This is a genomic window from Sphingobacterium allocomposti (assembly GCF_008124885.1).
GTDB classification, from domain to species: Bacteria; Bacteroidota; Bacteroidia; order Sphingobacteriales; family Sphingobacteriaceae; genus Sphingobacterium; species Sphingobacterium allocomposti.
Genome location: NZ_VNHX01000011.1, coordinates 33,516 through 48,623 on the forward strand (window position 1 = coordinate 33,516; position 15,108 = coordinate 48,623).

A 15,108-nucleotide genomic window follows, 5' to 3' on the forward strand; every position below is an offset into this window, starting at 1 on the left:
GAGATTTGAATAGTTGAGACGAAAGATCTTGATTGAGACGCAAGATCTTGCGTCTCAACAGCTTATTTAATTTTTACTTCTTCAAACTTCACAATCAACGGCCTTACGATTCTCCCCTATCGCGAAGATATTCGACCCCTATGGAGTCGTGTAAATTCATGCACGGTTTCTATTGGGATATGACCTCTACGAGGTCAACCGTTGCGCTTAGGCACCACACCCTACAAATCCACGACCTCACGAATCAACAACTTTACGACTTTGCCGCTATGCCATAGCGAGGCAGCCTTGTGCCGGGGAAAGGACAGGCATTGGTTCGACTGCGTCAGCATTTCTAGTGATTGGTAGTTGGGAGTTAGGGGATAGATCGTGATTAGAGACTTCACAATTAATTTCCAACTACCTTTTTAATTTTTACTTTTTAATTTTTACTTTTTAATTTTTACTTTTTCCGACCTTCCAAGTAAAACCCTGCCCCGGGTTGAGGGGCTATAAAGATGTGAGATGTGAGATATTAGAAGTGAGAAACTGGGGTTGGAGTTAGAAATCAGGGATTAGGTGTTAGATCTTAGCTTTACGAATCAGCAACTCAACGACTTTACAGCTTATAGCTATCTATCACTCATGTCCGACCCCGTCGGGGTCGCCTGATGTACGATTTTCTATCGCGATATGCCCCCCTACAGGGTCAATCTTTATGCTTCAGAACTGGCATTAAACGAGATTGGCGCATCAAAGAATTACAAGCCACGAATTTATCCCTTGAGATCGCTTCTACAAATACGCCCCCCTAGCGCCTTAGGGATCTAAAAAAGAGGCGCCCCTTTTCAGGGACACCTACATCGCTGCCACGACACGGCATCATCGACGCCAACGCCGGTGCTTTCTATCTAGCAAGCGACTAACGATATAACTTACGGCTGCACCTATAGCTGCCACCACGGCCGTATCAATCAGAGTCGTCCAATCCAGAGTATTACCTAACGAACAGAGCGTCCCCCCTAACGTACCAGAACGAACATTATTCAGCGGTTTCATGTTCCACCTCCTTTCGTTTTTCGGCACTATTTTCCTCTTTGTCTACGACCATCCCTAATATCTCCAGGCTCACCGCCGCAAACTGTAGTACCCGCCGGACTTTACCCGGTAGCTTAATCGGAGCGAGCAGCACCACCTGCACCGCATCGCCCATTTTTTTGATCACCTTATTCATTTTCTACTTGTTACGCTGATTGCTTATCAAAAGAAAGACATCTTCACCCATTTCCCACAAAGCGTACACCAGCGCCTTCAACTCGGAGAGCGCCCGTTGGCTCTGGACTCCGGTTCCTTCGCCGGTCAGCTGCGTCACGGGGGCTATACATCCTAAAAGGTCGCGCTTTGCATCGTTTGCCGCGTGGATCAGGATCCCATCACGCCCCGGAACAAAAGGTAGCCCAATCTGTTCCCCGTGCCGAGGACATGTGATCTTTTTCAGCTGATAGCGCCCCTCTGGAATACAGCTGATCCGCCGTGAGTTGTTGCGATCGGGCAGTTCAATTGTATAGCAGACATGTCTGCCCTCGTATGTGAGCACACCATTAGTGCCCTGTTCCCCATAACAACGCCGGAGAACAAGTGTTGGTGAATTGTTCATCATGATATTTTGTGATTATGGTAATCGGATAATGACTAAAAATAGGGAAGCGAAGGGGCATCTCCCCCTTCGCCCCTTCCGTCTAGCTAAGGTTAATCTCAGCTAGGAAGTAGCTGTTTGACGTCTTCACGCCATCGCGGTGCCCTGCAAAGATCCATGCCACCAAGGTATCCCCGGAATAAGATGCAGGGAAATTCACTTCGAGGTGACCATCCTGTCGCTGACCCGACTCAAGAATGCTGAAAAACGCCTTCTGTTTATTATATATCAGCAGGATGACAGCGTCGTCGTCGAAAGCGTTGAACTTATTACTCCGTGGATCCCACGTCACGGCAACCTGTTGAGGTGAAGTCTCCTCCCACGTAGCACCCATCAAACCAGCCAGCGTTCCTCTTGATATCGCGACCGACGCGAAATCTGGTTCATAGTTTGGGTACGTCCCCACCAGCGCATGCTTGAGGAAATGCTGCAACGCACGATTATACCCCGTAGATCTGCCTTGCAGCATATCAGAAAACCCGAGGTTGAGCAGATCCTTGATCGGTGAAAGGAAACTTACGCCGAGCGCAAAGCGTGCCCGCTGCTCTAGTTGTTGTAACGACGCTTTCTTACCGCTGGGCCGTGACAAACTTCGCACATAATCGACTTCTCGCCAACGTGATCCGATAACATTACCTACCTTTCCGCTGTAGGCTCCATGAATACCCTTTAAAAATCTTGCCATTGCTTTTTTTAATTTTAAAAGTTAAACCATAGCGTGCATGCTCCGCTCTATTTAGTGATATCAAGAACGAAGCTAAGCGGCCGGGAATTAGAAAACGAACAATGATACAAGATGATACGACAAGATACGGTATGCTATCCACCTGTGTCATCTCCCAAAAAAAGGTCGCTTGGAAAGCAAGGAGCCCCCAACCCGAGCTGCCATACGGTTGTAACTCAATTTACGGTCAGGAAGCAATATGCTGACTTTTTTGGCTCGGCGTCGGGCATTCTTCGAGACGGCTTCGATTCCGCTTCGGATGTTCTTCGGGACCGCTTCGACTGCGCTTCGGCAAGTTGTCGAAGCACAGTCGAACAGCAGTCGAACAGCAGTCGAAGATATCCCGAACACGTGTCGAAGGCGTGTCGAACAACAGTCGAACGCCTATCGAAGAAATGCCGTCCGTTTGACGTGCTTTGCCAACCTAAATCCTCCCTCGTCGCTTACTTTCTTCCAGTTGCGCTTCTAAGTCTTCGAGATAGTAATAGTGACGTTTTCCTAATTTCCGGGGAACGAGCCGCCCGGATCGCACAAAGCGATAATACGTCGCGTGCGATATACCGAGTATATCCATTACTTCGGTCACCCCGTACAGCCGTTTACTATCTGTCGTAATATTTCCGGGCGGCGTCACCGCAACAGAAGGAGAACCGGGTACTCGGGATTGATTTTTACCTAACAAATCAATGATACACGCCAACAATTCAGCAATTCGCTTTAATATTTCTAACATGATGCAGTATTTGCGGCACATACCGAAACCGGGAAAGCGAGGCCGCGATCCCTACACACCGGGTTTATAAATGATAAATAGACTGGTCAATAGTGGAAACTGTCGTTCCACACGTTAAGATCCAAGTCCGGTCTATGTTCAAAATGCTGCGCTACATTTTTTCTTAATCGTTTACTTACTGTCAAAAACTCAATAAGATCGGCCCTCTTCCATCCGGCCTTTTTCAGGAATGTTTGCTCTACCGTATGTTCTACTACGAGATGATAGATAGAATCGGCTGCGTGGCTGATATAGTACATGTTGAGGTAAAATCCATCGCGGATCAGCACAAACCAGGGAGCAGCCGCCCAATGTGAAAGCTCACTTGAAGAAAATCGGACGGCGAGCTGGCTCCCGTCGATAAGGTAGGCGGTGGTGGCTCTGGCCGTAAACCGGAAAGCCAATATCTGGGCCGCCCAAAGCGTGCGCGTCTGAGGAGCCGGCAGCACCTTCTGTTCTGCGACATGCATCCGCGAGGGCACCTTGATCTTGATGACTCTGGCCTGTGACGCCATCATATACAGCCCCCTCACCACACCTACTATGTAGACCGCAAAGCGGTGGAATAAGCGCACATACATCGACCACCCAGGGCGTAAATATATCATTCCAATATAGCCGATCAACGGAACCACAAAGAAAAAAATACCGGTTTTAAAATACCCGACCGTATACAAACTACGGCCGCCTTGTCGAAGGAGGAGCTCCAAAGCGGCACTGTTTATTGACACAACGGGAACAAAAGCGACGACAAAGTAGCAGGCAAAGCGACCGGCAGACGTTACCCGCTTCCGGTACCAGCCAAAAAACATATCCTGCACGACGTAAACAATAGATATCCATAACATATAGCAGTTGAAAACCAGAACGGTGAGGCCAAGCAACAGGCGGAAATTGGGCTGGCTCCAATAGCGGTCAATTTCAAGGAAACGTTCGTTCGTTGTACAGAGATAAGCGGCAAAGACAAGCCCCAAAATGTTTCCAACAGTTACAGTTTTCATAATTATGCCAAGGTTTTTATGGTCAGTAAACAAACTGTCCAACCGATAGGCGGCTGACAGCATATATCTGCTAATATAACAAAAGGCGTTTAAAATGACAATATTTATACTACAGTTAATGAAATAAAACATTTTGCCAACCTCTCTCTTTGTCCCATGAGCTTTGTATTCCATCATTCGCGATTGGGAGTCTGCTTTGTTATTAGCCGGAATTCGATTATTATCCGACGGATATATACATACCGTTATCGGAAAGAAAACCCGAATGATTTACACCTTTATAGAAATATATGCCTGCTATAGTTCGACGGGGTCGTATCCATTACAACACGTACACGCTATAAACATCGAACCTCCACGAGGTCATTTTTATCGAACTCCTACAACTTCACGAGCTATTACTTTTCCACATCGCGGTACACTTATGGATAAATACGGTCACCTTATACCTCCGGTGGCCCTGAACCCTTGCAGGAACACACGGTACTGTTTTATTTGCGGCATGGAGATTAATAATAACTATGACGTAAAACCGCCTCTGGATAGTCGAGGGGCGGCAATTGTTCAGGGGAGATTCTACACATTAACCCCCGAAGAGCGAGCAGCAACATTAGCGTTGCTCCGCGAAGATTTTAGCGAATGGCTTCTGAATAGCTTCGACCTGACGCCTTCACAAAAGGTGCAGCTAGAAGAGATGCCGGCAAAACTCAAAAAACATATCGGCGACCAGATTGCCGAATGTTGGGAGCACGCGGGATTGGTAACCTTCCAGAAAGAGGAGGACGAAGAGGAGGAAGATGACCGACAGAACAAAGATTTTATTATCTTTCCGTCTGCCGTGCAGCACTATTCCTTCCGTAGCAAAGAACATACGACGGCGTACAGCCTGTCGATTTGGATCCGCTATTCTTAGCCTCTGCCTGCGCTACATCAGCCGTCATGCACCGAAACCCGTGACGGCTGTTTTCTTTAAACCACAAACCGATAGCTAGACCAACCATGGCACCTAAACAGCGGAACAGCGCCGGCCTGAAGCGCCTAATAGCCTTCTGGTCCAGGTACTGCACACTCGACAGTTTCCACGTCCAGTGGATCCATCGACGCGCGGAAATCATCCGTGTGCGGCGGGGTGACGTGCTATGCTATCAGGGCGAGCTACAACGAAACCTGTTCTTTGTTCTCGAAGGCGTACTGGCGAAGACAACTACCCAACAGCAGCTGGGCCGCGAGCGGCGGAGAATTCTACGCATTGCACTTCCGAACGCAGGCCTGTCTACCACAGCGCACCTGTATAGCCACACGGCGAGCAACGGAAATATCGTTGCACTTCGATCTGGGACCGTCCTCCGGCTGCCGTACAAGGCCGTGCTGGAGCTAAAACTCGCCGAGCCCGCAATAGGCACCCTCGAAATCAGGAAAGGAGGAGGTTTGAAAATCCTTTATTTTTCCAATAACACTTTATTTTTGTGCGGAAAAGCTTCTTCATACAAGCCAAAAAGCTATTTGGAAACCCATTAACGAATGCGCAATCTGTGGGTTTATTTCCATCCTTGCCCTTCCGCGAAGGAGAAATCGTTTACAGCAAAAACAACAGGAAGAGTTGTATCGAGCAAGACTTCAAAGGACGCCTGGGTTACCTACAGCAATTCGATCTTGTATCGGATGACATAGTAAACCTTCCCATCAAGGTAAAACAACCCGATCTGTACATCATCTATTTGATGCAAGCTAGCGGCGGTATCCAATTTACTAATGACCAACACATACCGATTGCATCTTTGAACAAACGAAGAGCGCGATACATCTATCTGCCTCGCGGGCACTACCACCTTCACCTGCGGCCCGGAACCTATCAATTATTCGTATGCTATTTTGATGTGGGTATTTTTGATGCTGGCGCCGATACTGATTTTCAGTTTCTTCAACCTCTATTGGAAGCACATCGGCAAAAATCGTCCACGCCGCTGGTTAGCAACGATTTCATGGCTGGCCCGGTTACGGAAATCTACATCCGATCACTTTGCAAGAAACTAAAAAAGGCCGATGTGGACAGCCAGATCGCTATCATTTTCCATCTGAAGGAGTTGATCAAGCTGTCGAAGCGGAAAATCGATAGGGAACTGGAAACCGTCACTGAAAACGAGGGTATGGTCAAGACTGTCAAAACTTTAATCGAATTGGGGGTGGAAGAAAGTGGCATGCGCTATGATCTCTCCTCATTAACAGATGTATTGCCTCTCGGAGAAGCCAATTTGACGTTGTTGTTCAAAAAGCAGTTCGGTATGACGCCTACACAATACAAAAAGCGCTATCTTATCGAAAAGGCGAAAGTGATGTTGCTTTCGGGTGAAACCGTGATCAGCGTAGCCGATCAGCTGGGCTTTACGCATGAACGCAGCTTCTATCGGCTTTTCAAGCGCATTACCGGAAAGAGCCCAAAAGATTAGACTGGATCTGCCTTCAACACCTCTCCTTCTTTTTTTATCCGCAAAAGCTCGCTTTTAAAAAACTGTCCGTATGTTTTACGAAAACGGTCAGTCACAAGAGCCTTATTTGAACATAGCTTTGTCTTACAAACAACCATCAAAGAACCGGGTCCAGGTTATCCGGTTTGGCGGGCAGGTCAGCCAAAAGACATTTCAAACTATCGTGATCGCGATGTCCGTGCATCGTACTAAGAAGGGCAAAGCATCGATAGGACTAACTAAAAGTTGAAAATTAAAAATTACGAAAATGAAAAGATTAAATTTAAAAAGTGTCGTAGCTGCATTAACTGTAGCCATTGCCGGTATCGGTTTGGTATTGGCGTCGATTGAGAAGACTGATAAGCATGTTGAAGTACAGCCTTCGGAGCCAGCATTATTTTGGCATGAGGTGGACGAAAATGGCTTCATCGGCCCTCTTCAAAATTTAGATGCGTCTGTTCCACAAACAAAGTCGGAATCCATGCCTGGAGGTTCAAAACAGATCACAGATTGTAATGACGCCACTACCAATCCATGTCTACGTGGATACGACACGCCTCAAAACGTTGGTGATCCAGCAGGAACACCTCCAAATGCAGATTATAGTATTAACAGAAATTAATTTAGGATAAAGGGGGGAATTTCTGTCCCCCTTTATTTATTGTTGCTCTTCCAAAACCAAAACCGGTATAGGCATAATACGCTCTTCTATACTCAAGCCATACCGATCAAGTTCCTCCACCAGACCTTCCATCGTAAAAAAATCTAAAGTCAATTCGTCAAATTCTACATCCACGTTTCCTTTGTACTGCACGAGGTCAATGAATGGCTTATTTAATTTGATCTCCACCAGACTTTTTATCCTAAAAGAAAATTTTTCATAAGGCTGGTTGACAAGTTGCCGTTTCTCTGGTGAAATAATTTCGCCATTGGCCATCTTAGGGGTAGCGAAAAATGTATTTATAGGCGTCCCTCCCTTTGTTTTGAGCATATCCCGATTTTGATTTTTAACAAGGACGTAAGCGGGTAACTGTATCGTATCGATATGCGCTTTGATAGGGAAATACCGATGCAGGTCGTCCTTCATTAACTTATATTTTTCTTTTTCTTTACCCAATGGTACACGCATATCATAATCGTACGCATGTTCTTCACGCCAAGAGTCATAATCTTCTCTGGATTCTGGTACTTTGTAAATTGATGAATCCTCACATTTCAGAACAATGCTCCAGGGTTTTCCAAAATCAAATTTATCTCCTTCTTCAAATGCATGTTGGAAAAGCATAACAACAGAATAACCACCACTTAGTGTAATGTCCCTCTCATAAAAAGAACGATGTTTTTTGGCTCCGTTGTTTATCCCTATCTGGTGCTTAGCCAAATAGCTATATGCCAATAAGTCATGTTCAAATTGTTTATCAAAAAATGACGTTACATAAGTTACCTTCGTATGTTCGTTCATGGCAAAGTCTTCATTTCTTAGAAAACGATAGATATTCTTTTTATTGAACGGTATCCCGTCGGTCATGGCACGGACGGTTGCCGTGCTATCGATCCATACTATAAAAGGCCGTCCGTTTACATTGAACATATTTTGCAGTACTCTGTCACCACTGATCATCTTTACCTTTGGCTTCTCGATCCATGTCCGTATTTTAAATAGGTTTTCCGTAGAATCTGCTGATTCTGGGTTTACTAAAATAATCTCGACATCTCCTTCATATGCGTTTCTGTATTCTTCGATTTTTGGGAACGACTTAATACAGGCCGAGCACGAATGGCTCCAAAAATCGATAATCGTTAACTTATTTTTTGTTGGGTCGATCTCTATCAGATCATCACCGTTACCATTTTTAAACGACATCTTTTCAAACCTATCCCCCTTTTTTAATGTTTGCCCAAAAGCTCCACTTGCAAGAATGAGCAGTGCTCCAGCTATATATACTGTTTTAGTCATCATATCCTTCATTTTGCGTAAGATTAACATTTACTTGCCTTTGAGATGCCGGAATCGGCAGCCACTGTGCTGTACTTTTCCATGTAGGCTTCACAACAGATAATACAGCGTCTATATCTCCTATCCGTTTGAGGTCAAACCAGCGATGTCCCCACTCCGCGAAATATTCCAGTCTTTTTTCGAGATGTATCGCTTTGCGCATTTCCCCTATTGTATATTCTGATAAAGCGCCCAATCCTGCTCTTTTCCGGACCGCTCCAAGATCAACCAACGCACCATCAATGTCACCCGTTTCCAGCTTTGACTCGGCCCTCATTAACAATACCTCGGCAAATCGAAAAACAACATTATATTCCAAAGGCGGCACACCTGTCCTCACTTTATACTTATAAGGGTATACATACGAGATACCACTTACTTCTTGCGTAGCGGTCCAGTGTTCCCGCCGCAAGTCCATCTCTTCAAATGATTGGAGCAGTTGGGGTGAGAGAATAAATACCGGGCGCGCGGATAGCGAAGCTGGAAGAAAAGACATGCCCTCAGCCGTGTTTGAATTTGTAGCAGAAATCTGCCATATCGTTTCAGTGCTTGTCTTGATAAATACCTGGTCTAGGTCATCCACCAATGCGTATCCACCTTCGGCTTCAATTTGATCACAGACAGCTATAACTTTATCATGTTCTCCCTGCATGAGATATACCCTTGCTAAAAGTGCCCATACAGCAAATTTGTTAGGGACCGAACGTTCGGTTGTTTCGTCCGCAGCGATCAAATTTTCGGCATGTTCGAGATCCTGTATTATTTGCTGCCAGACGACAGCAGACTGCTCCCTTCCGAGCGTCGCGGTCTGCTGGAAATCCGAAGATAATGCGAGGGGCACGTCGTTAAACAACTGTACGAGATAGAAATAATAGAAAGCACGGATGAACAACGCCTGCCCTTTGTAATCATTCCTTCTGCTTTCGGGGATGAACGATGCACCATCAATTTTCTCGAGGATAAGGTTTGCACGATATATACCTCGATAAGCTTGGTTCCAAAAATTCGAAACCACGGAGTTGGAACTCAGTACACTGTTTTGCAAAAAAGTTTGGTAAAAAGAGCTTGCCGAGGTAGACGACAGATCGTCTGACGCTAAGGACATGTAGGTCGATAGTCCACCGCTGGTCAACCCAAGATTACCACGAAAATTCTGGTATAGTCCTGCGAACACGGACTTATAGCCATTTTCAGTCGCAAATAGGTCATCGGATACGGTGAGATTCCCTGCCGAACTGACCTCCACCAGCTTATCGCAAGCAATAAAGAAAGGTAAGCAGCATAGGAACACCCGCGAAAGCAACTTATGAATATTGAATCTTTTCATCTTTTAAAAATTAAGTTTTAGCCCGAGAGAGGTTACACGCATCGGGGATGTAATAAATGGATTCTGAATTTCAGGATCTCCACCTTCGTAACCAGAAAATGTCAGGAGATTCTGCGCTGTTAGAAATACATTTACCATTCTAAAAACATTCGTGCCCGACCGTTGCCAGGTATAGCTGAGGTAACAATTCCGCAATTTGACATAGGAAGCATCTACGATGACTGCATCCGAACTGAGGAAACGCTGTGCCGCGGCATAGGCTGGATCGGCTGAAGATGCCGCGAAGCGTTGAAATGTAGCCTCATCTCCCGGAACTCTCCAGCGATCAAGCACTGCCGTAGGATGGTTCATCACGCTATACCCTGGAGGGCTCGTCAGTGACGCGATATAGGAAAGACCCCGTTGCACGCGAAAATCAAATACCAAGCCTAACGTCCAGCGCTTATAATTCAGCGTACTGGATAATCCTCCAAAAAATTGCGGATCGGTATTTACCAAAACGGTTTGATCATCCACGTTCCACACGCCATCACCGTTTACATCTTCAAACGTGTAAATCCCCTCCTCTCGGTCAATACCCAAATATTTATAAACACGTCGAACGGAAAGTGGTTCCCCGATTACATAACGCCTTGCATACGAAGAAGTCTCCAAGCCAGGAAATGCCGTCAACCTGTTTTTATGCACAGAAAGATTTAACCTTACATTCCAAGAAATCTTCTCCTTTTCGATCAGCCTGCCATCCAGCGTTATTTCCCATCCCCGGTTCCGGATCGTGGCGTCCCAATTTCGGTTTATCGTGCTAAAGCCTGTCTGGAATGGCAGTGCATACGAAATTAATTGGTTACTGCTTTCGTTACGATAGTGCGACAGGCTGAACAATAACCGATCTTCCCATGTACCTAATTCCAAGGCCACTTCTGCTTTCCTATTTTTTTCCCAGGAATAATCGGGATTAAACAAGCGTGTAGGCTGCACGCCGGCAATACCATTATAAGCGTCTCCTAAACTTGACCACGTGTCCATGAACATATAATTACCGATGCGATCGTTGCCCGTCTGCCCGACACTTCCCCGAATTTTTCCGTAGCTAATGCCTGGCAACAAGGATCGGAAGATAGGTTCTTCCGAAAATATCCATGCAGCAGCAGCCGAATAAAAAGTAGCGTACCGCGTACCCGGACCAAAACGGCTGGAACCGTCCCTCCTTGCCGACAGGTTGACGAGATATTTCTTATTATACTGATAACCCAGCCGTGTGAAGAGTGCAGCATATTTATATTGCGTTTCTGAAAAGGAAGGTCTTAACGTACCGGCACTGGTCATATCTCCGAGGAAAAGATCGTCGACAAAGTTTGTTCCTATCAACGTCGTGTTGCGCCCCTCGCTCTGCTGTATAGAGGCGCCTAACAGCCCGTCTATATTATGTTTGCCAAGCCTCTTATTATACAACAATTGCGGTTCTACAATCCAGCTATGATTACTTCCTGCGGCAGACTGCGCGGAAGGAAGTACAGCCGTGGAAGGATCAATACCGGTAGACGGATAGAACGAATTCTCCGTATTGTTTCCCCAAGTGTATCCCGAAGAAATCTTCAAACGCAAGTCGTCTCTTACCCGATAACCAAGAGATAGATTAGATATCAAGTTCTTAAACGTTCCTTGGTACGTATTCTCAAACTGCCCCAAAGGATTCGTTAGACCAAGGCTCCTAAACGTCGCAGACCCCATCATCCAGTTCATTCCCCCATCTGTATTCTGCAAGACAATATGCGGCGGCATGGTCAGGTAAACAGATGGATCGTAGACCGTCAGATTGGATTCATTTTGCGAGAAATTAACGCCAAGATCTAAATCAAAACGCCTGTCCTTGGAATAGTGATGGATATTGCTCGATATCGCGTAGCGCTTGGAGCCCCTATCGTTGGATACCTGAAAATTTTCCCGTTGGAAATTGCTATTGATACGAAAGGTAGTCAGCCCGCTCCCACCACTAAGACCTATGTTCCAGTCCTGGTTTCGCTTGGTTGCACCACTTAATTGTTTTCGAAAATCGGTGTAGCGCATCGTATCAACCCCAACGAGATCTGGCGCATTCGTTTCATTTATTTCCATGTTACTATTTGCCAACGCTTCCCTTCGCATCATTAGGTATTCTGTTGTATTGAGCAATTTCATCGGATTGGAAGGCACGCTGATACCATTATTCGCATAGATTTCTACCTTTAAGTCACCACCGGCGTTTCTTTTCGTCGTGATCAGGATAACACCATTCGCACCGCGGCTACCGTATATCGCAGTCGCGTCGGCATCTTTCAGCACCTCGATACTCTCAATGTCGGCTGGGTTAATACCATTGAAAAGACTTATTCCGTTGGATCCGGTTGGATTGACCAACTGCGATATTTCCTGCCCATTTACGGCGATGGGATTACCATTCAGCACCACCAGTGGCTCGGTACCCTGCGCCAGCGAGCCCGTTCCCCGTATTTTAAGGTTCACCGACGCGCCACTGATACCGCTACTGGGCGACACTTCCAAACCCGGAACCAGCCCCTGCAGCGCAAGCATCGGATTGGAAACCGGTTGGCGCTCTATTTCTTTCGCGCTGACCTTGGTCACCGATCCGGTGGACAAACGACGCGTCGTTGAACCATATCCGATCACTACAGCTTCGTCCAGTATATTTTCCAGTGTATCTAAAGTAATCTGAATGGGATTCTGCTCATTTTCATCGATGTTATATTCCAAAGACTTGTATCCTACCCTTGAAAATAGCAATACGTTTACTCCGCTTGGAACGGAAAATTCAAAACGTCCTTTAGTACCTGTCCTGCCGATATATACCCCCGACTTCGTACTTATAGAGACACTCTCCAAAGGTGTAGCGTTTTTTCGGCATAGAACCTCGCCCGTTAATACTGTCTTTTGCCTTTCGGCAGCCCGCGTTTCCGCGGACTGCGCCCAGGCCATAGGTAGACTAAACAACATGAAACATAAGAATCCCAAAGAAAGGATTCTTATGTTCTTCAAGACCATCAGGGAAAATGATCGTATTGAAAAGCTCAAAGTCATTAGAAAGCATAATCGTATAGCGATGCCGTATAGTGTTCGGCTTCGATTATTTCTAGATTTGAAAAGGCGGAATAGATGCTTGAAAAAGGACAGTCCTCTCCCACCCTTGTAAAAATTGTTCATTTTTTAACATGGTTTTAATTAAACCTTAACGGAATGAAAGAGCTCGTTTCACTCGGTTTTAAAGGTTTTAAGGGTGTGACCCAGAGGTTTGCTTTTTTCTTTCTTCGCTATATCTCCTTTGTGGCTAAACCTAGCTTAGGCCACACGCAGTTAGTAAAATTGTTTCGGAAGTGATGCGAACGATACGGGTTTTCATATTTGGTTTTTATGATCGGTTTTACTGTCGCACTTAATAGAAGCCAAAATGGCTGCATGCTCCACCTAGTCGGGTGGTGAGATTAGATTTTTGTAGAGTTTTTTCTTTTGGTTCATACTCGTTACTTATATAACGAGTCTTGATGGAGAGTAGCCTTGTGGATACATGTGGGGCTACAAACCGTACCTGATATAAAGTTTCTCACGCCTTACACAACACGGATTTACAGTAGCACCCACATCTATCTTATATGCAAATATAACATAATAAGTATAGACACGGGTGTTTAAACTACTGCCTTGCGTTGTGGCGTGAGAAATTACAGGCGCAAGACTCTTATTTTAACACCTAAGTTCTTTAGAAAACACTATTGCTTTCTATCTCAATCAAAGATAGGCATCTCTTATGTAAAAAACAAATTATTAAAGACACTAATCATAAACATTGCTTATTCCGTCATTTAAGAATGAAAAAAAATAATTGGTTTTTAATGCCAATAGAACTCTATATTATAATTAAAATTAGAGCAATAAGACTTGATTTGGGCATTACCGCCGAGGAAATATCATTATTTCTAGAGAAGAATCCCAAATATATTGGACATATAGAAAGTAATGCCCACAATGCCAAATATAATGATGAGATTCTAAGTAGTATAGCTCTCTACCTAACCGAGAGGGCGAAGGAAAAGCAGAAGGAGTTTATTAAAGAAAATGATAGTACAATCATCAAAACCGAATATAACATATACGACTTCTATCCGACCGAAATTCTAAGTGACGAAAAAGTTATAAAAGAAATTCCTCCCATCCCTTCTGGATCAGGTCCTGCGCCCACCTTAAACGCATTAATCGAAGCAACTGATTTTTTCAAAAAAGCTAGAACATTAAAAGAAATCGTCGAAAAAGCCAACAAAGAGCAAAGTCAAAATTGGGAAGCAAGCAACTTCACTCGATCATTAGAACGAGCTGTAAAAGGCAAAAACAAACGCTTGAAGGTAATCCTAAATGATAATGGCTTAAATACCTACATCCTCTTGAAGAAGCCCAAAAAGGATTAGTATATTTGTGTTCGACAGAAGTCTTGTTGACCAATATGCATACCGGTTTAGAGTTTAACGAAATACAGATCACCACGATGCCACAGATAGAGGTCGAGAAAATGCTTAACCTGCTTATCCTGAGAAAACAAAAACGATACAGCCAGTTTGAGCTTTCTTTTCTGATGGGGCAACGTGATTATTATGTACGTGACGTCGAAAACCCAGCGCACAAACTGACTTACGCAGTGCCTTTTACCAATATATTCCGTCAGATTTTTAACTGTGATGTGCAAGCTATTGTTCCGAATATCATCGCCACGCCTACCTCTTCCATTCGTATATCAGAAGCTACTGATGAAAATGGCAATATCCTGTACCGAGCAGAGAAACAGATCGACGGTCAAGATTGGGACCTTATTGATTATTTCGGAACGGAGGATAAAGATTTGCTTCTCGAATTCGAAGAATCTATTGATATCATATCGGAAGAAAGAGTACAGGATTGGGTGCTGGACAAGATTGAATCCGGTTACTTTGATGTCGCGCAAAATGCTTTGCAGATTTTCAATGATTGCAAGGCGGAATTGACCGGAGTGGTACGACCGTTGTTTTTAGCGACTGCACTTAAGGCCTGCAATGGTACTAAGGGGCTGCCTAAGCTGAATAAGGAGAAGGATAGGAATGGGCGGTTTGTTTATTCCTCAAATTAAGT

14 protein-coding genes are annotated in these 15,108 nt (G+C 45.0%); 6 read left to right on the forward strand and 8 right to left on the reverse strand.

The annotated features are described in order from the left end of the window. Positions 1-1,021: 1,021 nt before the first annotated feature. From BC792_RS09390 to BC792_RS09410, 5 genes are all read right to left on the reverse strand, one after another. Complete coding sequence (locus BC792_RS09390; protein ID WP_148908751.1) at positions 1,022-1,213, reverse strand: hypothetical protein; 192 nt, start codon at positions 1,211-1,213, stop codon at positions 1,022-1,024. Between the two features lie 3 nt (positions 1,214-1,216). Next, positions 1,217-1,639, reverse strand: a complete 423-nt coding sequence (locus BC792_RS09395; protein WP_246154955.1) for a DUF5675 family protein — start codon at positions 1,637-1,639, stop codon at positions 1,217-1,219. Positions 1,640-1,718: 79 nt separating this feature from the next. Next, entirely contained in the window at positions 1,719-2,360 is a 642-nt protein-coding gene (locus BC792_RS09400; RefSeq protein ID WP_148908752.1) for a DUF6266 family protein, read from the reverse strand. Between the two features lie 463 nt (positions 2,361-2,823). Further along, a complete protein-coding gene (locus BC792_RS09405; RefSeq protein WP_170250005.1) occupies positions 2,824-3,132 on the reverse strand; it encodes a helix-turn-helix domain-containing protein in 309 nt (102 codons plus the stop codon). Positions 3,133-3,218: 86 nt separating this feature from the next. After that, on the reverse strand, positions 3,219-4,172 hold the full coding sequence (locus BC792_RS09410; RefSeq protein ID WP_148908754.1) for a hypothetical protein: 954 nt from the start codon (positions 4,170-4,172) through the stop codon (positions 3,219-3,221). Between the two features lie 502 nt (positions 4,173-4,674). Here BC792_RS09410 and BC792_RS09415 point away from each other — a divergent pair. The 4 genes from BC792_RS09415 to BC792_RS09430 all read left to right on the forward strand — a co-directional run bounded on the left by BC792_RS09415 (position 4,675) and on the right by BC792_RS09430 (position 7,259). After that, positions 4,675-5,085: a hypothetical protein gene (locus BC792_RS09415; RefSeq protein WP_148908755.1), complete on the forward strand. Its 411-nt coding sequence runs from the start codon at positions 4,675-4,677 to the stop codon at positions 5,083-5,085. 86 nt (positions 5,086-5,171) lie between these two features. Next, entirely contained in the window at positions 5,172-5,690 is a 519-nt protein-coding gene (locus BC792_RS09420) for a cyclic nucleotide-binding domain-containing protein (RefSeq protein WP_148908756.1), read from the forward strand. A gap of 14 nt (positions 5,691-5,704) precedes the next feature. Then, positions 5,705-6,619, forward strand: coding sequence for a helix-turn-helix domain-containing protein (locus BC792_RS09425; protein ID WP_148908757.1), 915 nt, complete (start codon positions 5,705-5,707; stop codon positions 6,617-6,619). A gap of 286 nt (positions 6,620-6,905) precedes the next feature. Next, positions 6,906-7,259 carry a hypothetical protein gene (locus BC792_RS09430; protein ID WP_148908758.1) on the forward strand — a complete coding sequence of 118 codons (354 nt, stop codon included), beginning with the start codon at positions 6,906-6,908 and terminating at the stop codon, positions 7,257-7,259. Positions 7,260-7,295: 36 nt separating this feature from the next. Here BC792_RS09430 and BC792_RS09435 read toward each other — a convergent pair whose 3' ends face one another. The 3 genes from BC792_RS09435 to BC792_RS09445 are packed head-to-tail and all read right to left on the reverse strand — an operon-like array spanning position 7,296 to position 12,993. Beyond that, positions 7,296-8,597, reverse strand: a complete 1,302-nt coding sequence (locus BC792_RS09435; RefSeq protein WP_170250006.1) for a TlpA family protein disulfide reductase — start codon at positions 8,595-8,597, stop codon at positions 7,296-7,298. Then, positions 8,587-9,960, reverse strand: coding sequence for a RagB/SusD family nutrient uptake outer membrane protein (locus tag BC792_RS09440; protein ID WP_148908760.1), 1,374 nt, complete (start codon positions 9,958-9,960; stop codon positions 8,587-8,589). Before BC792_RS09440 ends, BC792_RS09435 begins: the two co-directional genes overlap by 11 nt. Before the next feature lie 3 nt (positions 9,961-9,963). Then, a complete protein-coding gene (locus BC792_RS09445) occupies positions 9,964-12,993 on the reverse strand; it encodes a SusC/RagA family TonB-linked outer membrane protein (protein WP_170250007.1) in 3,030 nt (1,009 codons plus the stop codon). Positions 12,994-13,820: 827 nt separating this feature from the next. On the opposite strand from BC792_RS09445, the gene BC792_RS09450 reads away from it, so the two are divergent. After that, positions 13,821-14,414, forward strand: a complete 594-nt coding sequence (locus BC792_RS09450; RefSeq protein ID WP_148908762.1) for a hypothetical protein — start codon at positions 13,821-13,823, stop codon at positions 14,412-14,414. A gap of 5 nt (positions 14,415-14,419) precedes the next feature. Continuing rightward, complete coding sequence (locus BC792_RS09455; protein WP_211357510.1) at positions 14,420-15,106, forward strand: hypothetical protein; 687 nt, start codon at positions 14,420-14,422, stop codon at positions 15,104-15,106. The last annotated feature ends 2 nt before the right edge of the window (positions 15,107-15,108 follow it).

Coding starts and splice junctions, on each gene's coding strand:
- BC792_RS09430 (WP_148908758.1), top strand. CDS start 6,906: ATGAAAAGATTAAATTTAAAAAGTGTCGTAGCTGCATTAACTGTAGCC.
- BC792_RS09435 (WP_170250006.1), bottom strand. CDS start 8,597: ATGATGACTAAAACAGTATATATAGCTGGAGCACTGCTCATTCTTGCA.
- BC792_RS09415 (WP_148908755.1), top strand. CDS start 4,675: ATGGAGATTAATAATAACTATGACGTAAAACCGCCTCTGGATAGTCGA.
- BC792_RS09400 (WP_148908752.1), bottom strand. CDS start 2,360: ATGGCAAGATTTTTAAAGGGTATTCATGGAGCCTACAGCGGAAAGGTA.
- BC792_RS09405 (WP_170250005.1), bottom strand. CDS start 3,132: ATGTTAGAAATATTAAAGCGAATTGCTGAATTGTTGGCGTGTATCATT.
- BC792_RS09390 (WP_148908751.1), bottom strand. CDS start 1,213: ATGAATAAGGTGATCAAAAAAATGGGCGATGCGGTGCAGGTGGTGCTG.
- BC792_RS09420 (WP_148908756.1), top strand. CDS start 5,172: ATGGCACCTAAACAGCGGAACAGCGCCGGCCTGAAGCGCCTAATAGCC.
- BC792_RS09450 (WP_148908762.1), top strand. CDS start 13,821: ATGAAAAAAAATAATTGGTTTTTAATGCCAATAGAACTCTATATTATA.
- BC792_RS09395 (WP_246154955.1), bottom strand. CDS start 1,639: ATGATGAACAATTCACCAACACTTGTTCTCCGGCGTTGTTATGGGGAA.
- BC792_RS09410 (WP_148908754.1), bottom strand. CDS start 4,172: ATGAAAACTGTAACTGTTGGAAACATTTTGGGGCTTGTCTTTGCCGCT.
- BC792_RS09440 (WP_148908760.1), bottom strand. CDS start 9,960: ATGAAAAGATTCAATATTCATAAGTTGCTTTCGCGGGTGTTCCTATGC.